Source organism: Ruegeria sp. H8, assembly GCF_056532905.1.
The window spans coordinates 77,370-97,712 of record NZ_JBQFNY010000004.1; the positions used below are offsets into that span (position 1 = coordinate 77,370).

General features: G+C 57.7%; 16 protein-coding genes. 5 read left to right on the forward strand and 11 right to left on the reverse strand.

The annotated features are described in order from the left end of the window. Positions 1-13: 13 nt before the first annotated feature. The 4 genes from phnA to ACR0A2_RS11875 all read left to right on the forward strand — a co-directional run bounded on the left by phnA (position 14) and on the right by ACR0A2_RS11875 (position 6,091). Positions 14-1,258, forward strand: a complete 1,245-nt coding sequence (phnA, locus tag ACR0A2_RS11860) for a phosphonoacetate hydrolase (RefSeq protein WP_480835126.1) — start codon at positions 14-16, stop codon at positions 1,256-1,258. 3 nt (positions 1,259-1,261) lie between these two features. Further along, positions 1,262-2,725 (forward strand): phosphonoacetaldehyde dehydrogenase, encoded by a 1,464-nt coding sequence (phnY, locus tag ACR0A2_RS11865; protein ID WP_480835127.1) that lies wholly within the window; start codon positions 1,262-1,264, stop codon positions 2,723-2,725. Positions 2,726-2,831: 106 nt separating this feature from the next. Next, the gene (gene pbfA, locus ACR0A2_RS11870; RefSeq protein WP_480835128.1) at positions 2,832-4,184 is read left to right on the forward strand and encodes a (R)-1-hydroxy-2-aminoethylphosphonate ammonia-lyase; all 1,353 of its coding nucleotides are present in this window, start codon (positions 2,832-2,834) and stop codon (positions 4,182-4,184) included. 242 nt (positions 4,185-4,426) lie between these two features. After that, the gene (locus ACR0A2_RS11875) at positions 4,427-6,091 is read left to right on the forward strand and encodes a Na/Pi cotransporter family protein (protein WP_480835129.1); all 1,665 of its coding nucleotides are present in this window, start codon (positions 4,427-4,429) and stop codon (positions 6,089-6,091) included. Positions 6,092-6,551: 460 nt separating this feature from the next. Here the strand turns inward: ACR0A2_RS11875 and ACR0A2_RS11880 are convergent, their stop codons facing one another. Next, positions 6,552-7,019 carry an Lrp/AsnC family transcriptional regulator gene (locus ACR0A2_RS11880; protein ID WP_152460623.1) on the reverse strand — a complete coding sequence of 156 codons (468 nt, stop codon included), beginning with the start codon at positions 7,017-7,019 and terminating at the stop codon, positions 6,552-6,554. Positions 7,020-7,146: 127 nt separating this feature from the next. On the opposite strand from ACR0A2_RS11880, the gene ACR0A2_RS11885 reads away from it, so the two are divergent. After that, positions 7,147-10,608: an indolepyruvate ferredoxin oxidoreductase family protein gene (locus ACR0A2_RS11885; RefSeq protein ID WP_480835130.1), complete on the forward strand. Its 3,462-nt coding sequence runs from the start codon at positions 7,147-7,149 to the stop codon at positions 10,606-10,608. Between the two features lie 280 nt (positions 10,609-10,888). On the opposite strand, the gene ACR0A2_RS11890 is transcribed toward ACR0A2_RS11885, so the two are convergent. The 10 genes from ACR0A2_RS11890 to hisD form a co-directional block, all read right to left on the reverse strand. Continuing rightward, positions 10,889-11,584: an RraA family protein gene (locus tag ACR0A2_RS11890; protein WP_480835131.1), complete on the reverse strand. Its 696-nt coding sequence runs from the start codon at positions 11,582-11,584 to the stop codon at positions 10,889-10,891. Continuing rightward, complete coding sequence (locus tag ACR0A2_RS11895; RefSeq protein WP_480835132.1) at positions 11,581-12,276, reverse strand: alpha/beta fold hydrolase; 696 nt, start codon at positions 12,274-12,276, stop codon at positions 11,581-11,583. The genes ACR0A2_RS11890 and ACR0A2_RS11895 overlap by 4 nt, the downstream gene beginning before the upstream one ends. Continuing rightward, positions 12,273-13,397 (reverse strand): cobalamin-independent methionine synthase II family protein, encoded by a 1,125-nt coding sequence (locus ACR0A2_RS11900; protein ID WP_480835133.1) that lies wholly within the window; start codon positions 13,395-13,397, stop codon positions 12,273-12,275. Before ACR0A2_RS11900 ends, ACR0A2_RS11895 begins: the two co-directional genes overlap by 4 nt. Positions 13,398-13,407: 10 nt before the next feature. Next, positions 13,408-14,010, reverse strand: a complete 603-nt coding sequence (locus ACR0A2_RS11905) for a class I SAM-dependent methyltransferase (protein ID WP_171118386.1) — start codon at positions 14,008-14,010, stop codon at positions 13,408-13,410. Continuing rightward, positions 14,007-14,972 carry a cupin domain-containing protein gene (locus tag ACR0A2_RS11910; RefSeq protein WP_480835134.1) on the reverse strand — a complete coding sequence of 322 codons (966 nt, stop codon included), beginning with the start codon at positions 14,970-14,972 and terminating at the stop codon, positions 14,007-14,009. Before ACR0A2_RS11910 ends, ACR0A2_RS11905 begins: the two co-directional genes overlap by 4 nt. 191 nt (positions 14,973-15,163) lie before the next feature. After that, positions 15,164-16,153, reverse strand: a complete 990-nt coding sequence (locus ACR0A2_RS11915; RefSeq protein WP_480835135.1) for a nuclear transport factor 2 family protein — start codon at positions 16,151-16,153, stop codon at positions 15,164-15,166. Further along, positions 16,150-17,193, reverse strand: coding sequence for a LacI family DNA-binding transcriptional regulator (locus ACR0A2_RS11920; protein WP_216597841.1), 1,044 nt, complete (start codon positions 17,191-17,193; stop codon positions 16,150-16,152). The genes ACR0A2_RS11915 and ACR0A2_RS11920 overlap by 4 nt, the downstream gene beginning before the upstream one ends. Continuing rightward, positions 17,193-17,957 carry an SDR family NAD(P)-dependent oxidoreductase gene (locus ACR0A2_RS11925; protein WP_480835136.1) on the reverse strand — a complete coding sequence of 255 codons (765 nt, stop codon included), beginning with the start codon at positions 17,955-17,957 and terminating at the stop codon, positions 17,193-17,195. The genes ACR0A2_RS11920 and ACR0A2_RS11925 overlap by 1 nt, the downstream gene beginning before the upstream one ends. After that, positions 17,957-19,009, reverse strand: a complete 1,053-nt coding sequence (locus ACR0A2_RS11930; protein WP_480835137.1) for an ester cyclase — start codon at positions 19,007-19,009, stop codon at positions 17,957-17,959. Before ACR0A2_RS11930 ends, ACR0A2_RS11925 begins: the two co-directional genes overlap by 1 nt. Beyond that, positions 19,006-20,337, reverse strand: coding sequence for a histidinol dehydrogenase (gene hisD, locus ACR0A2_RS11935; RefSeq protein ID WP_480835138.1), 1,332 nt, complete (start codon positions 20,335-20,337; stop codon positions 19,006-19,008). Before hisD ends, ACR0A2_RS11930 begins: the two co-directional genes overlap by 4 nt. Between the last annotated feature and the right edge of the window lie 6 nt (positions 20,338-20,343).

A 20,343-nucleotide genomic window follows, 5' to 3' on the forward strand; every position in this document is an offset into this window, starting at 1 on the left:
AAGGAAAATACAGATGACCATTCAAACCCCTGTCGAAGCAAATGAGCGCGTCTATCCGACGCCGAAGGTGCCTGCCATTGCCATCTGCCTTGATGGATGCGAGCCCGAATACCTTGATGTCGCGATTGCGAAAGGGCTGATGCCCAATCTCAAGCGGATACGCGAAGAGGGCACGGACCGACTGGCCCATTCCGTTATCCCGTCCTTCACCAACCCCAACAATCTTTCGATTGCCACCGGGCGCCCTCCGATCGTGCATGGCATCTGCGGCAACTACCTCATCGACCCAGACAGCGGTGAGGAAGTGATGATGAATGATGTCCGCTTCCTGCGTGCGCCGACCATTTTTTCCCAATTCTACGACGCGGGTTTCCGCGTGGCGATGGTAACCGCCAAGGACAAGCTGCGCGCGCTGTTGGGGGCCGGGCTGAAATTTGACGAGGGCAGGGCGGTTGCGTTTTCTTCCGAGCGGTCGGGTGAAACGACGCTGGCGGAACATGGCATCGACAACGCCAGCGAATGGCTGGGCATGGACGTCCCCGAGGTCTACTCGGCAGAACTTTCCGAATTTGTCTTTGCCGCTGGCGTCAAGCTGCTGAAAGAGTTCAAGCCCGACGTGATGTATTTGTCGACCACCGATTATATTCAACACAAGTTTGCACCCGATCAAAAAGGCGCGCTGGATTTCTATGCCATGTTTGACCGGTATCTGGGCGAACTGGATGAACTGGGTGCGGCCATCGTGGTGACCGCGGATCACGGCATGAAGCCCAAGCATCTGGCGGATGGATCCCCCTCGGTGGTGTACGTGCAGGACCTGATGGACGAATGGCTGGGCAAGGATGCGGCGCGGGTCATTCTTCCGATTACCGATCCATACGTCGTGCATCATGGCGCGTTGGGGTCTTTTGCAACCGCCTATTTGCCTGACGGAGCAGACCAGGACGACATCATCAGAAAGCTCAAGGCGACCAGCGGCATCACTCATGTGCTGACCAAGGCCGAGGCGATCGAGCAATTCGAATTGCCAGGCGACCGCATTGGCGACATCGTGATGGTTTCCGGTGAAAACATCTGCATCGGCACGTCCGAGCATCGCCACGATCTGGCAGCACTCAAAGAACCTTTACGCAGCCATGGTGGTTTGACCGAGCAGGAAGTTCCCTTCATCGTGAACCGTGTCATCGACCTGCCAAACCAACCCGTGCTGCGCAATTTCGATGCCTTCTTCTACGCAACAACAGCGGCGGCACAGTAAGCTATGAAAGATCAGACCATGTCGAAAATCGAAGTACGCAACGAGGGAATGCGGATCGGTGGCGAGATTGTCTTTACCGACGACACCGTTCCCGTTCTCTACCCGTACACAAACGAGGTTGTGGGTCACGTACCAGCCGGTACGGCCGAACATGCGCGCCGGGCGTTCGAGATTGCGGCGAATTACAAACCCAAGCTGACCCGATACGAGCGCAGCCAGATCCTGCAACGGGCGGGCGAGTTGATCGGCGAAAAGCGCGATTATCTTGCGAAATGGCTGACGCTGGAGTTGGGGATCTGTCACCAGCATGCGATCTACGAAACCAAGCGCGCGCAGGACGTGTATCAATTCGCGGCGGCCGAGGCATTGAAGGATGATGGTGAGATCTTCTCCTGCGACCTGACCCACAACGGCAAGGCCCGCAAGATTTTCACCACCCGAGAGCCAGTGAAAGCAATCAGCGCGATCACGCCGTTCAATCACCCGCTGAACATGGTCAGCCACAAGATCGCGCCGTCGATTGCCACCAACAATTGCATGGTTTGCAAACCGACCGAGCTGACGCCGCTGACCGCATTGACACTGGCTGACATTCTCTATGAGGCCGGCTTGCCGCCCGAGATGTTCCAGGTCGTGACAGGTTGGCCCGCCGACATTGGCGACGAGATGATCACCAATGAACACATCGATATCATCACCTTCACCGGCGGTGTGCCCGTAGGCAAGATGATTGCCGAAAAGGGCGTCTACAAGCGTCAGGCGCTGGAACTTGGCGGCAACGACCCTCTGATCGTTCTGAATGACCTCAGTGAGGCCGATCTGGACAAGGCGGCAGCCATTGCGGTGGCGGGGGCTACCGGAAATTCCGGCCAGCGTTGCACGGCGGTCAAGCGCATTCTCGTGCAGGAAAGTGTGGCCGACAAGTTCGTGCCGCTGGTTCTTGAAAAGGCCAGGAAGATCAAGTTCGGCGATCCGCAAGACCCGGAAACCGAACTGGGATGCGTGATCCATGACAAGGCCGCCGAAGTTTTTGAAAACCGCGTTTTTCAGGCGGAAAAAGAAGGTGCTGAAATTCTGTACCACCCCGGTCGTCAGGGGGCGCTGCTGCCGCCTATCGTGGTGGACAAGGTGCCCCATGACAGTGAATTGGTGATGGAGGAAACCTTTGGACCCATCGTGCCGATCGTTCGCGTGCCGGACAACGACGAAGAGGTGATGGCAATTTCCAACGGAACCGAGTTCGGCCTGTCTTCAGGTGTCTGCACAAACGATCTGAACCGGGCGATTGCCTTCATCAACGGGTTGAACGTCGGCACCTGCAACATCTGGGAACAGCCGGGTTACCGCATTGAAATGTCGCCCTTTGGCGGCATCAAGGACAGTGGAAACGGGGTGAAGGAAGGCGTCATCGAAGCGATGAAGTTTTTCACCAACGTCAAAACCTATTCGCTGCCGTGGCCTAACTGAGTCTGTTGCCCTTACCCCTTATGCGGAAAGGGCAACACAGTTCCTCCCTGGTACTGGCGGGCCTTGCGGGGTCCGCATCTTTTGATGATGGCAAAGAGGAGCGGCGATGCCACAAATTGTCCACACTGAAGGGGAATCAAACACGTCCGAGGCGCGCAAGGCGTGGCTGCAAAAGTCGATGGGGCCGAAATCATCGCCATTGCTCAAACGCGATGCGAACGTGTTCCTGCATCAATCTCTGTCCTCACCCTGCGTCAGCACCATTGCAAAGGCCGAAGGGCTCTGGATCGAAGATATCGAGGGCCGCCGGTACATGGATTTCCACGGCAACTCGGTGCACCACATCGGGTATGGCCATCCCCGCTTGGTAGCCGCCATAAAGGCACAGCTTGACGATCTGCCCTTTGCGCCCCGCCGATTTACCAATGATCCGGCGGTGGAACTGGCTGAAAAACTGGCAGAGATCGTGCCTGGTGATCTGGGCAAAATGCTCTTTACCACCGGCGGCTCTGACGCCAACGAGGTTGCCCTCAGGATCGCGCGCGCCGCTACGGGTCGGTTCAAAACGATCAGCTTCTGGGATGCTTTCCATGGCGCGGGGTTCGGCGCTGCAAGTGTCGGCGGAGAGGCGACCTTTCGCAGTCACATTGCGGGGCCCCTTTTGCCCGGCACCGAACATGTCGCCCCTTTTGCCTGCTATCGATGCCCGTACAATCATGCGGGCCCCGAAACCTGCGGGCTGGCCTGTGCGAAAATGGTGGAATATGTGCTCGAGCGCGAAGGCGATGTGGCGGCGGTCATTGCCGAACCGATGCGCGCCGTGCCCTATGTCCCGCCGCCGGGGTTCTGGAAGACGGTGCGCGAGGCATGCAACCGTCACGGGGCGCTGTTGATCATGGATGAAATCCCGACGGGTCTTGGCAAGACGGGCAGGATGTTCGCCTTTGAACATGACGAGATCATCCCGGACATCGTGACACTTGGGAAGGCGCTTGGCGGCGGCATCCTGCCAATTGCCGCCTGTGTCGCCCGGAAACAGCTGGATGTCTGCGGAGATTTTGCCATCGGGCACTACACGCACGAAAAGAACCCGGTCACCGCCCGGGCCGCTTTGACGACGATCCAGATCATCGAAGACGAAGGCCTGGTACGCCGGTCAGCTGAATTGGGTGAACATGCCATTGGTCGCTTGATGGATGAACTTCAGAACGTTCCGATTGTCGGTGACATCCGGGGACGGGGCCTGATGTTCGGGGTCGAAATCGTGGATGATCGCGCCGACAAAACACCGGGGAACGCGTGCGCCGAACGGATCTACTATGCCTGCCTCGAGGCCGGTCTGAGTTATAAGATCAGCCAGGGGTGCGTTCTGACGTTGTCACCGCCGCTGACGATCTCGCGTTTGGAATTGGACCGCGCAATCGACATCGTAATTGCTGCAATCAAGGCAGAGAGTTGACGCCCCTTACCGATCTCGTGTCACAATGGAGGATCAGGGGCCGCGCCCTTCCGGGCGCCCTTGGCCAAGTACATAGGTGACGGATGTTCCGTCAGAGCGCGGTCAAGTGCTTGCGGTGAAGCACGCAGGAGTTTACGCCTTGTAGGCCAAAATGGGATGTATCCGTTCCCGATCGCGGCCGGTAACATGAATAATACAATGCGCCGCGACAAGCTGGGCCAAAAAGAATAACGGGGTAGAGTATGGCAATTGTCAGCTTCCTTATCAGCCTTGCTGGGGCGACGATGCTGCTGCTTTACGCGGTTCGTATGGTGCGAACCGGGATCGAGCGCAGCTATGGGGCGTCGTTTCAGCGGGTAATGACCCAACAACGCAGCTACCTTCAGGCCTCGGTGGTTGGGTTGACGATGGCGGTCGTGCTGCAAAGCTCGGCGGCCGTTGCTCTGTTGACCTCGGGGTTTGCTGCCAGTGGAATGCTCAGTTTTCCTGCCGGCCTTGCGATTGTACTTGGCGGCGATCTGGGGTCGGCGCTGATCATCCAGATTCTTTCGTTCCGGCTGGACTGGCTTGTTCCTATGCTGTTGGCGGTTGGAGGGTATCTGTTCGTAAAGACCGACGCCAAAAAAACCCGGCAAATGGGGCGCATCCTGATGGGCGTGGCCTTTATCCTGATCTCGCTTCGGTTCCTTCGCGAGGCGATGGACCCCATCCGGGACAGCGCGTTTCTGCCCGCAGTGGCGGATTATCTGGCGCGCGATTATATCACCGCATTTCTGGTCGGGGGCGCCTTGGCTTTCATCATGCATTCCTCGGTGGCGGCCATCCTCATGTGTGTCACCCTTGTGCAGATCGGAGCGATCCCGTTCGCCGCCGGGATGTCTTTGGTGTTTGGCGCGAATTTCGGCTCTGCCTTCATTCCGGTCTGGCTCACCCGCGCCATGCCAGTCCAGGCCCGGCGCATTCCATATGCCAACCTGGCATTGCGTGGCAGTTGGGCTTTGGTGAGTTTGTTTGCCGCCAACATGGCTTTGCGGACCGGGTTGTTGGGAGACCCGCAAGGCGGGCAGATGCTGGTCAATGTGCATGTTTTGTTCAACCTGTCACTGCTGCTTCTGGCCTTGCCATTTTGCGGGAGATTGAAAGTTCTGTTCGAAAGGTTTTTGCTGGATCAGAAGAAAGAACTGGTTCCGCAACCGGCACGACCCGCCAGCGCATTGGACATAGGCAATGTGGCAAATCCCAGCCAGGCCCTGCCAAGCCTCAAACGTGAGCTGCTGCGGATGAGCGACCTTGTCGAAACCATGTTCCGGCCTTGCCTGGAATTGTATCGCAGTGGCGACAAACAACAGATTCGAGCGGTACAAGCCATCGACGAGGACGTGAACAATTGCCTGTCCGGGATCAGGGCATTCGTTTCGGCGATTCCGCCGGATGTATATGATAAAAAGGACGAAAAATCCGCACGCGACTTGATGGAATTCGCAATCCGGCTGGAGACGGCCGGTGATGTCGTAGCCAAGCGCTTGACCGTGTTGGCGGGTGAAATGCGAGCCAAAGGCTCGAGCTTCTCGCAGGAAGGCTGGTCGGAACTTGTTCAAATGCACGAGGGTATTCTGGCCAACATGAAGCTGGCATCAAACGTGCTTATTTCAGACGATCTGGAAAGCGCGCGCCTGCTGAGCCTTGAGAAGACCGAAATCAAACGGGTGGAACGTGAAAGCCGAAAACGACATCTGCGCCGATTGCAGCACGGGTCACGGGAAAGCTTCGAAACCAGTGATATTCATCTTGAGACGTTGCGGGCGTTCCGGGAGTTCAACAGCCATATCGCATCTATTGCTTACCCGGTGCTGTACCAGAATGGCCAGCTTCTCGAGACGCGGCTGATCGACGAAATTGCGAAATAGCCGGAAGGTTCTGTGATAAAAATCTGAAAAAGCAAAGGAATGATGCTACACTTCTGATGACGGCAGCGAACAGGAGCCGGACTCGATGCAAGCACGGGTAAAGAAAACAGGAAGATCGAAACGCGAAGCAACAAAATGGCTTCAGTTTCGAAATTCGGTTTTGCGGCTTTTCGGCGTCGATGGAAGCTTCCGCCCAGAGCGCGGCGCAGAAGGTGGAATCCAAAAGGTTGCGGTCGAAAAGGCAACCACGTTTTACCTGCCTTGAAGCTGAATTGCGCGACGGTTTTTGGGGGCGTTCCCAGACCTGATCCGTGAAAAATTCTATGAAAATCAATTCCGTGGAGTTTGGCGGGCCAAATCGTAGCTTCGGAACATGTTCGAGTGAATCTTTCGCTTGGTGCGTTCAAAGCTTTGCAACAAAGCCCACACAAGACGGCAAGTCCCACCCGGGGAACTGATCTCAACAGGAAGGAATGGGCAGGGCGTTGCTGCGTTTGATTTCGCGCAGAACGACATTTGTTTGCGCGCTTTCCACCGCCGGCAGGCGAAACAGGAATTCTTCAAGAAAAACGTTGTAAGCCCCGATATCCTTGCAGATCACCCGCATGTGGTAATCTGCCTGCCCGGTCGTTGCGTAGCATTCCATGACTTCCGGGCGCTTCTCGATCGCTGCAATGAACCGTTCAAGATGTTCCGGATTGTGCCGGGTCAGATGAACATGCACCAGGGCCTGAAACGAAAGCCCGGCGTGTTCAGGCGACAATTCAGCACGGTACTGCGAAATCAGGCCGGCCTCTTCAAACACGCGGATTCGACGCCAGCAAGCAGAGGATGACATGCCCACCCGTTCTGCAAGGTCAGCATTTGAGATGCGGCAATCCTTTTGAAGCAGCGCGAGAAGTTGGCAGTCACGTGAGTCGAGAAGCATTCGAGAAAAATACCCCATAAGGTGACAAAATAAGAGAGGATTTTTCAAAAATATTCGGAAATAGCGGGAAGCTAGAACAGATTCCTCAAAGGATTCCGGTAAAATACCCAGAAAAGGCGAGGCATCCATGACTGACCAGTCCCTGAAATTCGATACTTACGCCCTGTCGGACCGATACAAAGCCTCAGAGGGTCGTGTTTTCCTGACGGGAACGCAAGCTCTGGTGCGCATCATGTTGGACCAGGCCCGCAGGGGCGCAGCAGCGGGAAACAACACGGCCGGGTTCATCTCCGGATATCGGGGGTCTCCTCTTGGTGGTTTGGATCTGGAGCTGTGGCGAGCGAAAGAGGAAACCGAGGCGGCCAGGATCACATTCATGCCGGCCGTAAACGAAGACCTCGGCGCCACAGCGGTTCTTGGTGCCCAGCAGGCCTCGCTTGATCCCGATTGTGAGGTCGAGGGCGTGTTTTCGATGTGGTACGGGAAGGGCCCCGGAGTTGACCGTTCAGGGGACGCGTTGCGCCATGGCAATGCCTATGGCTCGTCGCCGAAGGGCGGGGTTCTGGTTGTCGCGGGTGACGATCATGGCTGCGTGTCTTCTTCAATGCCGCATCAGTCCGACGTCGCCTTCATGACCTGGTTCATGCCAACGCTGAACCCGGCCAACGTGGCTGAATACCTGGAGTTCGGCGAATACGGGATCGCGCTGAGCCGATACTCGGGCACCTGGGTCGGGTTCAAGGCGATTTCGGAAACCGTGGAAAGCGGGCAATCCGTGCGGTTGAAGCCGGACCGTAAATTTACCTTGCCGGAAATAGATCTGCCGCCGGGCGGCTTGCACGTGCGCAGCGCCGATTTGCCAAGCCCGGCCATCGAGACGCGGATCGAACACAAGTTGCGGGCAGTCGAGGCTTTTGTCGAGGCGAACCCGATCGACCGGCGCATCTATGACATCAAGGATGCCCCATTCGGGATTGTCACAACGGGCAAAAGCCATCTGGACCTGATGGAAGTGCTGCGTCTTCTGGGGCTCGACGAAAGCGGATGCCGCCGTTTGGGCATCGACATCTACAAGGTGGGGATGGTTTGGCCTTTGGCGCGGCGCGATGCGCTGTCTTTTGTCCGTGGCAAAAAAGAAGTGCTGGTCGTCGAGGAAAAACGCGGGATCATCGAAAGCCAGTTCAAGGAATATTTCTATGACTGGCCGGGGGACAAACCCGAAAAGATGGTCGGAAAACACCGCGCAGCGGGTGATCCGTTGATTCCCTGGACCGGAGAGTTGAGCCCGTTGAACCTGATTCCGGTCGTTGCAGAGCGACTCGACCGTTTTTTCCCGGAAGAGCGATTTCTGGAAAAGGCGAAGGCGCTGACGGACGAACCGCCATCCGTTCTGAATGTTCCGGGTGCGGTCAGGGCTCCGTATTTTTGCTCGGGTTGTCCCCACAACACATCCACCAAAGTCCCCGATGGAAGCATGGCTGCGTCAGGCATCGGCTGTCACGTGATGGCAAGTTGGATGAACCGCAACACGGTCGGTTATGCGCAGATGGGGGGCGAAGGTGTGCCGCATGTTGTTGCCTCGAAATACAATGGCAACAAACATATCTTTCAAAACCTTGGCGAGGGCACTTGGTATCATTCCGGGTCGCTTGCCATTCGCCAGGCCGTGGCGGCGGGTACGAACATCACCTACAAGATTCTGTACAATGACGCAGTGGCAATGACGGGGGGGCAGCCTGTTGATGGCCCTATCAGCGTTACCGGGATCGCCCAGACCTGTCGCGCAGAAGGTGTCGACCGGATCGCCTTGGTTTCAGACGACATAACGAAGTTCGATTCCAGCGATTTTCCGGCACGAACGAGCTTTCACCCCCGGGAAGAGATGGATGCCGTGCAGCGTGAGCTGCGTGACATCCAAGGTGTTACGGTTTTGATTTACGAGCAGACCTGCGCCACCGAGAAACGCCGTCGCCGCAAGCGTGGAAAAACAGAAGACCCCAAGCGGTTTGCTTTCATCAACCCAGCAGTGTGCGAAGGCTGCGGCGATTGCTCGGTCGAAAGCAACTGTCTGAGTATCGAACCCTTTGAAACCCCATTGGGCCGCAAGCGAAAGGTGAACCTGAACTCTTGCAACAAGGACTTTTCCTGCCTGAACGGGTTTTGCCCCAGTTTCATTACTGTGGAAGGGGCGGTGCGGCGAAAGGAACCCAGGCAGAAACTGGATATCCCGTCGCTTCTTGCCAAGGTTCCCGACCCGCAGCTTCCTGACCTGCACGCGCCGTACGATCTTTTGGTCGGTGGGGTCGGCGGCACCGGTGTCGTAACGGTGGGCGCCGTTCTGACGATGGCGGCGCATTTGGAAGGCAAAGGCGCCAGCGTGCTGGATTTCACCGGGTTCGCCCAGAAATTCGGTACGGTTGTCGGCTATGTTCGCATTGCCCGCACGCCCGAAGAAATCAATCAGGTCCGAATTGAGGCCAAAAGCGCCGACGCCGTCATCGGGTGTGACGTGGTCGTGTTTTCGGCGCCCAAAGCCTCGGTTCACTATCGCAAGGGCACAAAAGTCGTACTGAACCGTGCGGAAATGCCAACAGGCGACCTTGTTTTGCACCGCGATGCCCAGCTCAAGGTCGACGAAAGAGAAGCGCTGATACGCCGGACCGTCGGCGAAGAAAATGTCTTCGCGTTGGATGCAAACCAGTTGGCCGTGGATTTGCTGGGGGATTCGGTCTTTGCCAATACCTTGCTGTTTGGTGTCGCGTGGCAGCTGGGGAACATTCCGATCAGTGAGGTTGCAATCAAACAGGCGATCAAGCTCAATGGAACCGCGATTGAGGCCAACATAATGGCCTTTGATCTGGGGCGGGTGATCGCTGCAAACCCACAGATGCTGAATGCGAAGGAGAAGAGCTTTTCGCAAGAAACATCGCAGCAGATAATCGATTACCGGTCCGATGAATTGGCGACCTATCACGATGACGCTTATGCGCAACAGTACCGGGATCGCCTGGCCTGTCTGTCAGCAGCACTGCCTGACCAGATACGCGAGGAAGCGCTTTCGCTTGCGGCAAAATCCCTGTTTCGCCTCATGGCAATCAAGGACGAATACGAGGTTGCTCGGTTGCTGACATCGCAACAATTCGAGAAACAATTGCGGTCCGAGTTCGAAGGGGATTTTCGGATCAAATACCACCTCGCGCCACCGGTTCTGAGCGGTCGCAAGGATGCACGCGGGCGACCGCGCAAGCGAAGCTACGGTGGTTGGATGACCCCCGTTCTGCGGCTCCTTTCGCGTGCACGCAGGCTTCGCGGCGGCTGGCTTGATCCATTCCGGTTTTCAAGGGACCGCAAGCTTGAAAACGAAACCCTGGCCTGGTTTTTGGCTGTCTTGGATCGCATCGAAGAAGTCAGCCCCGAGCTGGAGGCGGAAACCTGCCTGAAAATCCTGTCAGCCCCGCTGGATATCCGCGGTTTTGGCCCGGTGCGCGAAGCGGCAACACAAACCGTACGTGCAGATGTAGATGCCATGCTGAACGTGATCGAAGAACAGCGAAGGGATGCGCAGGGCGCCGCTTCTCACAAGGTTTGATTGTTCTTTCGGGAAACTGTCTGGAAACGCGGATTGTACGCGGGGCTGAACGGATCTGAACCCCCTTACGCTCCGGTGTAATGGACTGCTGTCTGAAACGGTCCGGTTTTCGTTCGGGCGTCACCGGCAGCGGCGCGACGCAGCCACCGGACAGACAGATGTGGGCAACCTTTCGTCACGGGCATTGCGTTGGCAGAGGCCGTCTTGCTCTGGGTTGACGAGCAAGGGACTTGTAAGTGCTTTTCACCCAGCCGGCTTTCATTGTCTCCGACCCTTGCGATCAGACCCTTGCTTTTTCAAAGGCGGCCCAGGCGGTTTCAAATGCTTCGAAATCAAACGCGGGCTCGCGGGCTGCGTCCAGAACAATACGTTCTGTCACCAAAAGCTTTTGGATTGCACCTTCCAATTGATCAACGACATCATTCGGTACGACCAATGCGCCATGACGGTCGGCGTGAACCAGATCACCGGGGTCAACTGTCAGACCAAAAATCGAAACTTGAGTGTCAATCTCGCGGACGTGGACGAAACCATGGCTCGGTCCGATGGAACCAGCCACAACCGGGAACCCTTGGGGCAAATCCCCGAGATCCCGCATGACACCGTTGGTCAGAGCGCCAGACATGCCGAAACCCTTGTGAACCGTCGTATTGATTTCACCCCAATAAGCGCCGATGCAATCGGGATAATCCAGATCCTCGATCACGGCGATTGAAGGGCCGGGTGCCTCGGCCATGTACTTGTAATAGGCCATGCGTCGGGCTTTGATGACGTCGGGCGGCTCGGTCGGGGGATTGACCGCTGCGATTTTGGCGGTGCGCGCATAGCCGACGATGGCAGGCCCTTCGGGGGCCGAGCTTAGCATGGTGCCACGCGTGAACCTGTCGAACCCGCGCCTGCCCTGTGCCACCTCGATGGCATTGCAGACAGTTGGCGTATCGACTTTGCGAAGCAAAGACAAAAGGGACGGTGTCATGTGTCCTCCAGCCAGCGGGACAGCGCCGCTGTTGTTTTTTCAGGTTGTTCCAATGTCGGGAGATGGCCCGCGTCGCCGATGATCTCAAGCGCGCTTCGTGGCAGCAGGTCATGCATAAATCGGTGGCGTTCAACTGGGCAAAGCCGGTCTTCATGCCCGCACAGAACCAGAGCCCTTCCGGTATAAGCCGTCAGTGTCTCGCTTTGGTCCGGTCGGTTCATAAGTGCCTTGGACTGACGTATGAAAACGTCCGGGCCCAGGTCGGTGGCCATTGCCATGCACAGATCCAGGATCGCCCCCCGGTTCGGTCCGTCAGCCAGATAACCGGGCTTCATCTCGTCACGCATCACGGTCCTCAGCTGACCGTTGCGAACGGCGGACATCTGCGGCGTACGACGCGCTTTTGCCTCTGGCTTTTCCGCCAGTGGATTGGTGTCAAGCAAGGCCAGACGCGAAACACGTTCGGGGGCTTGGCGCGTGACCTCCATGGCCACGATACCCCCCATGGACAGCCCGGCCAGCGCGAAGACCGGCGGCGCATTCCCGAGGATATCCTGGGCCATGGCCTCTATGCTGTCGTGATGAGACAACGGAAAGGTCATCACGGGCATTCTGCCCGACAGAGCATTGATCTGAGGGCCAAAAAGCCGGGCATCACACATCATGCCCGGCAACAAGATCAGAGGTTTCATGCCGAAGCCAGCTTTGCCCCTTCGGACAACGCCGCCAGCTTGGCATAGGCGATCTGGGGATCGACGGCACCGAATCCTGCAAAAGTGCCAAAGCCGCAATCGCTGCCCGCGATCACCCGGTCCGGTCCCACGATTTCCGTGAACCGGTCAATCCGTTGGGCCACAAGTTCGGGATGTTCGACGAAATTGGTCGTGGTGTCGACCACGCCGGGCACCAGAACCTTGTCATCGGGAATCTCGGCCTTGCGGTCCCGGAAGACAGTCCATTCATGGGCATGCCGCGGATTGGACGTTTCGAACAGGACATAGCGCGACTTGGTTGCCATCAGGGTGCTGAAGACCTTGTCCATGGCGATGTCGCAGCAATGCGGGCCTTCGTAGTTGCCCCAGCAAATATGTACCCGTACCCGATCCTGCGGAACGTTCTGAAGCGCGTGGTTCAGGGCCTCGACATGCATGTCGGCAATCTTGATGAACGCCTCATCCGACAGGTCGGTGAACAGCATGTGGCGCGACAGGGCAAGATCGGGGCAATCCAGTTGCAGGTCCAACCCGGCGGCGACGATGGTTTCGTATTCGTCCTTCATCGCGTCGGCCAACGCTGCCAGATAGGCCTCTCGCGTAGGGTAGAAATCATTCTGCAAAAACAACGAGATCACTCCGGGAGACGCGGCATTCATGAAGCCGTGCTCGGCCCCGTGTCGAGCCATGGCCGCCTTTAGATTGGCGATGTCCTTTTGTAACTCGCCTTGCCCTTTTGATCGCACCTCACCCGTGCACATCGGCCTTGCGTATTGTGGCGTACCGCCGTCATCGGCCAGTCTTTGCAGAAAGCCGGGGAACATCTTCAAGTCTGCCGGTGCATTGCGAGGGCTGTCGCCCGAAAACCCGGTGTAGCGATCTTTGACATAGGTCGCATAGGAGATTTTCGAAGTTTCGCCGTCGCTGACGATATCAACACCGGCTTCGACCTGTTTGCGCACCGTTTCGGCCACGGCGTTGGCCATGCAGGTATCAAAGGCGCCTGTGTCATAAGGTTCGCCGTTTTCGCGGGCAAAAATAAAATCCACGACGTCCTGCGTTCGGGGCAGAGAGCCAACATGTGTTGTTTTTACGGTCATGGGGACCTCCTTAAATTTTTCGTGCCATCAGGATCGTGTGGCTTTGGGCCTCTGGATCTTCGGCCAGGTATCCGGTCATTTGCAGCCCGTTTTTCTCAAGACACCCGGCATAACCGGCCGGGGACAGCGACGCGTGGTAGACAAGCTCTGATCCCACCGTGCCGCTGACCTCTCCGGCACGAGGTCCGACGGTCAGCATGAGCATTCCCTTGGGTCGCAAATGGCGCGCCATCCGGGCGATACAGTCTTTCTGCTCGTCCGCCGTAAGGTGGAAAAAGCTGTTCCAGGCAATGATGCCGTCGAACTGTTGATCCAGTTCAAAACTCCGCATATCCGCGTTGCGCCAGTCGCCATCGGGCCAACGGTCGCGGGCAATGGCAAGCATGGCGTCGGAAAAATCGATACCCGTGACGTCAAACCCTTCGGCCATGAACCAACGGGCAATCGGGTCGCCCGAACCACAGCCCAGGTCCAATACGCGGTCACCCGGCTTCAGGCTGGCCGTGAAGCGCGCCAACCAGCGCGCTTCGAACAGGGCCTTGGAACGGCGCCTGTCATATTCGGTCGCCTGCCGTTCATAAACGGCGTGGGTGTCATTCGGGTCCGCGTTCATCCTGTCCAGGTCGCTCCTGCCGGGTCATCGGTTGCGGTGATGCGGTACAGGCCCGCCTGTCCGGTCATAGATGGCTGAACGCCATAGGTTTCGCCGGGAAGAACCAAGGTCGTGTCGCCCACCGAGATCGTAGTCTCGTACCCGTCAATTGAAACACGCCAGTGACCGCTGGCCGGCATCAGAACCGCTGGTTTCTCGGCAGCGATCGGTTGGGTCACTGCGGACCCGCGCCCCAGAAAATCGACCTCGAATCCGGGTTTGTCCTTGATCAACGCGTTTTCGCCAATCACCTTTGCGGGCTTTTTGGCCGACAACGCCATTAGATCCCAATACCGCGCAACGTATTTGCCGACCACATCTTCGACAGGAACTTCGGGATAGCTTTTCAGCTGTTCTTCGGTCAGCAAAGGCATCGGGCGGACATTGTGCGGCAGTTCCTGGCCCAGTTTGGAGTCGTACAGAACGCCATTGTCGCCCAGCATCAGACCATGTGCCTGTGCATCTTCGATCACCTGAGGCGCCCAGGTGACGCCGCCACCCGCATCGTCTCCGCCCAGGATCGACATGATCATTCCGTAATCCTGGCCGACATTCTCAAAGCCCCGGAAAATACCCGTTGGAATGTTGAAGATGTCTCCTTCCTCGGCGATGAATTCCCCGGCCGTACCATAGCGGCCCCAGAAAAACCGCCAACGACCCTTGGCAACGAAAAAGACCTCGGCCGTGGTGTGGCTGTGCAGTGAGTTACGGCATTTCGGCGGCTGCCCGGCCGCTCCGATGTTGAAACCGATCTTGTCCGTGATGTGGACATGCTGGTCCGGAGATTCCGAGACGCCGCCGCCGATTATCGTGAAGTTCTCTTTCTGGTCGCTGCCGGGAGTATGGGCATCGATAAAAGCGGTTTTACAGGGTTGAAGCTCGCCATAGCGGACTATGCGGGAAGGGATGGATGATTTTGTCATGACGTACGATCCGATTTAGCGTTTTTGGAAAGAAAGCTCGTGTGCCCAAATAGGACAGGCCCTTACTTTCCGGGCGGGCGCAGGTTCAGTCGCCGCGCCCTCAGGCTTTGACGGTACATATGGAAAAGCCGAACGGTCCGGGGCTCGGACAGACCGCCCGACAGGATGCGATATGAGACCGGGCGGCCCACTCAGACCTCGCCGTTCTGCAACAGGATCTGCTTCCAGACCGAGGTTTCATCGAACAGGGTGTATTCACGGCGCAACTGCGGCTGCCCCGCAACAAGTGCGCCGAATTCAGCGTGGCTGATCCCGAGGACATAAACATGCGCACCGGTCGGTGCGCCAAATACGCCCCAGCCGTCATGCTTGCCCCAAAGGCTCCAGCGAATTGCCGCACGCGGAGGCATATCGGGGTCATCTCGCCCGATCTGATGCTCGATCTTGAATTCCGCATTCGGAAAACTCGCCCGCAGACCCATCCAGAAGCGGTCGATGGCCTGCCAGCCATGCCCGGTTACGCCACCCACATATTCTGACTGAACAGCGCGGTCATATTCTGAACCGATCACGCCCATATCTGCGTTCATGATCCGTGTAAGAATGTCGGCGTAGCGCTGCCCCCATTCATTGTCATTCCCATGGCCTTTGTATGGTCCAGGCTGATCGATTTCGGGCGTCAGAGGTTTGACGCAGTTCTCTTTGCCGCCTTCCCGGGCAATCAGATCAGCGGCGTATTCTTTGGGATCCCAGCCCATCTGGCGCACAATCGCGCCCTGATCGCGGATCAGCCATTCATCGTTGATCTGATTGTCGATGGCGTGACAATCCGCAAGAATCCGGTAACGCAGCTTGGTGCCGGTGGGCTTGCCATAGACACCCTCGGCCAAATGCGTGGCCGTTGAAATGATCCGATGAGAGCTCAACATGCCCTCTTCCGGTGTGCCGGACCAAATCACGTCTTCGCCCAGCAGCTGCCGATCCGGAAACTCGGCCAGCGTTGCCATTGTGGCTCCGATGACATTTTGATTGCCCAAAACAACCGAACCAGGCGAACGGACGACGATGTCATCGCTGTAATACTTATGCAGCGTGGCGATCCCCCGATCTTCCCAGATCTCTTTGGTGATGCCGATGATGTAGTCCGGAAAATCCCGGAATTTCGGATCGAAGCCTTTCATGTCTCTGTCCTTTGTGGGGCCCACCCCTTTGGCAATCGGGCCGAGGTCCGCACAACCAGTGGTCCATCAATGGCCACTTTGCGCGGTTCGGCTTTCGCCGGGGTGTCGATATGTTCGAAAAGGGCGGCAACGGTTTCGGCCACCATAAGGTTGGCCCGCTGCCGGATCGTTGTCAAATTGTAAGCCGGCCAACCGGCCGGCGGCACGTCATCATAACCCACGACCGAGACATCCTCGGGGACGCGCAGGCCAAGTTCAAAACGGATCACATCCATCGCCGCCAATGCCATGTGATCATTGGCCACAAATACGGCATCCGGCCGTCGTTCAGGGGCGACATCGAACATCCGACGGGCTGCTGTACGGGCGTTTTCCGTGTGAAACTCCCCTACTTCATGGGCAAACAGTTCCTGCCCGGCCTCGGCCAGTGCGGCGCGATACCCGGCTTCGCGGTCCCGCTGCGTCGAGGCCCCTTGCCAACCTGCGATATAGGCAATCCGTTGGTGCCCACCGGCTAGCAGAAATTCCGCGACTTTGCGGCCCCCGGCATAGTTGTCGGACGTGACCGTGGTGATGCCCTCGATGTCCTGGCTGCGGTTGAACAGCACCACTGGCACCCCGGCCTGTTGGCAGCGCATGGCGATATCCGACGACATGGGCACCGAGGCCAGGATGACGCCATCCACCTGATAATCAAGAATCTCTTCCATCACATCATCGATGTTCCCGGCCGATCGTGAGGCCATGAAGATCAGCACGTGATAGCCTTGCTCCTGAAGGGCGTTTGACAGCTTCTCGAGCGCTTCCGGATAAAAATAGTTATCCAGGTAGCCTACCACCAAACCGATAATCCGGCTTTTCCCGGACACCATGGCGCGGGCCAGAACGTTTGGACGATAGCCCAGTTCAGCAGCGGCTTTGCGCACCTTCTCTTCGGTCTTTTTGCTGACGGACGCGCCGGGCGTGAATACGCGGCTGACGGCGGACTGGCTGACACCAGCCAGTTGGGCGACCTGAAGGGATGTTACTTTTTCGGCCATCAATCTGCTGTCCAACCCCCGTCGATAAGCATTGACGTGCCGGTGACCAGTGCAGAGGCGTCTGACGCGAGATAACGCACCGCCCCCATGATGTCTTCGACCTCTCCGACCCGGTCCAACTTGATCTTTTCCATGATCCACGCGGCGCGTTCAGGATTGTCGAAAGTGGATTGGGTCAGGGGCGTTTTGATGAAAGTCGGGCAGACAGTGTTGATCCGAATGCCCTGTTTGCCCCATTCGATGGCCATGGATTTGACCATGCCCTCAAGCCCATGTTTGGTCGCACAATAAAGCGCCCGGTCGACACCGCCGACATGCCCCATCTGGCTGGAGATGTGGATAATTGATCCCGGCTTTCCTGCCTTGATCAAAGCGCGGGCGGCGTAGGCCGACAAGAAGTAGGCCGAACGCAAATTGACGTTGGTGACAACATCAAAGTCATCGGGCGTGGTTTCGATGGCCGCGCTATGGCGCGCCACGCCCGCTGAATTCACCACGATATCGAAAGTGCGGTGATCGAAAAGCTGTTTCAGGGCATCCAGATCACCCTGATCCATCACAAGCGCTTCGGCCGACCAGCCGTGATTTCGCAAGGCGGAGACGGTGTCGTTCAACCGATCCGCCCCTCTGGCCGCACAAACTACATGTGCACCCGCCTCGGCCAGCGCTACCGCGCACCCCTGCCCGATACCCGAGGAGGCCCCGGTAACGAGGGCGGATTTTCCGTTCAGGGAAAACGAAGGGGTGCGTGGCAATTCCGTCATCAGCTCATTCCATCCGGTATTTCAATGCGGCCCAAATTGCGGGCCTTGTTGAACTCCCGCAGGCGGGCAAAGACGTCAACGCCAAGCTGCCGGTAGGCATCCAGCAAATCAACCAGCACCCAGTTTTCCCGGATCCTGCCGTTTTCCAAACGCCAGAAATCGAGGCTGCGCATGGTGATCTTCTTGCCTGACGGAGCGATGCCCATCCAACCATCGTCTGTGACGGTCTGGATCATGTTGGGCCAGCCCGTCACGGCCGCATATTCCCCGTCACCGAAGAAGTGATAGGTTATGTCGTCCACGAACTGCCCGCGATCCGGCATACCGTTCAGGAACGGGATCTGATGCCAATTTCGGAACCCCGCGTACCCGCGCCCGGTGCCGATGCCCGAAGGGCCGTACCAGTTCATGCGCGGGTGCCAGAACCGTTCCATCTCCATCACTTCGGGGCCGCCTTGGGACGGGTGTTTCTTGAGATGCTCCAGCATGTCGATGATATGCTGGCAGGTCTGTTTGCCCTTGGCTTCATCATAAGGGCCGGGGACAAACCCGTCCTGGGTGGCAGGGCCGGGGACATGCCATTCACGGCCCAGACTTGGCGCCATCGGCCAGGCACTCGCCTGCATCATGACTTCGGGGATGTCCCAAAGGGCCTGCATCTCGACGATCTTGCCGTTTTCGAAGCGGTAAAATTCATGAAACCGCATCGTGACTTGATGACCCGTCGGCGGGATGTCCAGCCAGGGGCCGGTAAAAACACCGGTGTAATACCCACCACACCCGACCCAATCTGCGCCGAACTCATCCGGGCCGGCCATGACGATGTAATCCCGTCGTTCAAGATCGGGCCAGGCCGCCAGTAAGTCTTTGTAGCCAGTGTCATAGAACGCATCACTGCCGACGCTGTCCCCAAAGGGATGACACAGACGGAACACGGCATCCGGTGACGTGACCTCCGCCAAAGCCCGGCGTACGCCGGCCTCATCGAAATCGTACATCGCAGCCCTGAGCGGTTCGACCAGGGCCTTGATATGTGTGTGTTTGTCACTCATTCAGCAGCGTCCCGGTAAGGGGCGGGCGCACCGTAGGGAACATTGATTCCGCCATATCGGCGCACACGAACGTTGCATTGTTCCGCGTGGCCAACGAACCCTTCAAGCATGCACAGGCGCGAGCCATACTCGCCGATCAGCGTCGCGGCCTCATCCGTCAGAACTTTTTGATAGCTGTGCGTCTTCAGGTATTTACCAACCCAAAGACCACCCGTGTAACGTCCGGCTTTTTTGGTGGGCAGCGTGTGGTTTGTGCCAATCACCTTGTCCCCGTTCGAAACATTCGTGCGCGGCCCAAGGAACAACGCCCCATAGCAGGTCATGTTTTCAAGGAACCAGTCGTCTCGGTCGGTCATCACCTGTACATGTTCCGAGGCGATGTCATCGGCAACCTGCAACATCTCATCATAAGTGTCGCAAACGATCACCTCACCATATTCGTCCCACGACACCTTCGCGGTATCCGCGGTTGGAAGGATGCCCAGCAGCCGGTCGACCTCGGCCAGGGTGTCATTGGCCAGATTGCGTGAGTTGGTCAGCAGAACGCAGGGGCTGTTGTATCCATGCTCGGCCTGCCCCAGCAGATCGGTTGCGCACAGCTCCGCATCTGCGGCGGTCTCGTCGGCAATGACCATCGTTTCGGTCGGCCCTGCAAAAAGATCGATCCCGACACGACCGAACAACTGACGTTTGGCTTCCGCGACAAAGGCGTTGCCGGGGCCAACAAGCATGTGAACCGGATCGATTGTTTCGGTGCCCAATGCCATGGCCCCGATGGCCTGAATGCCGCCCATGACATAGATCTCATGCGCGCCACCCAAGTGCATGGCGGCAATTACCGCTGCATTGGGTTTGCCCTGAAACGGGGGTGTGCATGCTATGATGCGCGGAACACCGGCGACGGAAGCGGTCGCCACCGACATATGCGCCGAGGCGACCATGGGGAATTTGCCGCCCGGAACGTAGCAACCCACGGATTGCACCGGGATGTTTTTGTGCCCCAGAATGACACCGGGCAGGGTTTCGACCTCGATGTCCAGCATTGAATCCCGCTGCGCCTGCGCAAAGTTGCGCACCTGTTCCTGCGCGAATTTGATATCGGCCAGCTCACGATCGGACAATTGCCCGATCAGGTCATCAATTTCCTGCTGGCTCAGGCGGAACGAGGCAGGTGAGTAGTTGTCGAACTTCTCACTCAGCTCGCGCACCGCGGAATCCCCACGGGTTTCGATGTCTTTCAGCGTCGCTTCAACCACGGCGCGGGTCTTGGCATCATCTTCCGCCCGATCCGCATCGGATTTGCCGCGTTTAAGATACTCGATTGCCATCTTTCC

Bases quoted from the DNA above. Each gene is read 5' to 3' on its own strand.
- phnA (WP_480835126.1), top strand. From the start codon at position 14: ATGACCATTCAAACCCCTGTCGAAGCAAATGAGCGCGTCTATCCGACG.
- phnY (WP_480835127.1), top strand. From the start codon at position 1,262: ATGAAAGATCAGACCATGTCGAAAATCGAAGTACGCAACGAGGGAATG.
- pbfA (WP_480835128.1), top strand. From the start codon at position 2,832: ATGCCACAAATTGTCCACACTGAAGGGGAATCAAACACGTCCGAGGCG.
- ACR0A2_RS11875 (WP_480835129.1), top strand. From the start codon at position 4,427: ATGGCAATTGTCAGCTTCCTTATCAGCCTTGCTGGGGCGACGATGCTG.
- ACR0A2_RS11880 (WP_152460623.1), bottom strand. From the start codon at position 7,019: ATGCTTCTCGACTCACGTGACTGCCAACTTCTCGCGCTGCTTCAAAAG.
- ACR0A2_RS11885 (WP_480835130.1), top strand. From the start codon at position 7,147: ATGACTGACCAGTCCCTGAAATTCGATACTTACGCCCTGTCGGACCGA.
- ACR0A2_RS11890 (WP_480835131.1), bottom strand. From the start codon at position 11,584: ATGACACCGTCCCTTTTGTCTTTGCTTCGCAAAGTCGATACGCCAACT.
- ACR0A2_RS11895 (WP_480835132.1), bottom strand. From the start codon at position 12,276: ATGAAACCTCTGATCTTGTTGCCGGGCATGATGTGTGATGCCCGGCTT.
- ACR0A2_RS11900 (WP_480835133.1), bottom strand. From the start codon at position 13,397: ATGACCGTAAAAACAACACATGTTGGCTCTCTGCCCCGAACGCAGGAC.
- ACR0A2_RS11905 (WP_171118386.1), bottom strand. From the start codon at position 14,010: ATGAACGCGGACCCGAATGACACCCACGCCGTTTATGAACGGCAGGCG.
- ACR0A2_RS11910 (WP_480835134.1), bottom strand. From the start codon at position 14,972: ATGACAAAATCATCCATCCCTTCCCGCATAGTCCGCTATGGCGAGCTT.
- ACR0A2_RS11915 (WP_480835135.1), bottom strand. From the start codon at position 16,153: ATGAAAGGCTTCGATCCGAAATTCCGGGATTTTCCGGACTACATCATC.
- ACR0A2_RS11920 (WP_216597841.1), bottom strand. From the start codon at position 17,193: ATGGCCGAAAAAGTAACATCCCTTCAGGTCGCCCAACTGGCTGGTGTC.
- ACR0A2_RS11925 (WP_480835136.1), bottom strand. From the start codon at position 17,957: ATGACGGAATTGCCACGCACCCCTTCGTTTTCCCTGAACGGAAAATCC.
- ACR0A2_RS11930 (WP_480835137.1), bottom strand. From the start codon at position 19,009: ATGAGTGACAAACACACACATATCAAGGCCCTGGTCGAACCGCTCAGG.
- hisD (WP_480835138.1), bottom strand. From the start codon at position 20,337: ATGGCAATCGAGTATCTTAAACGCGGCAAATCCGATGCGGATCGGGCG.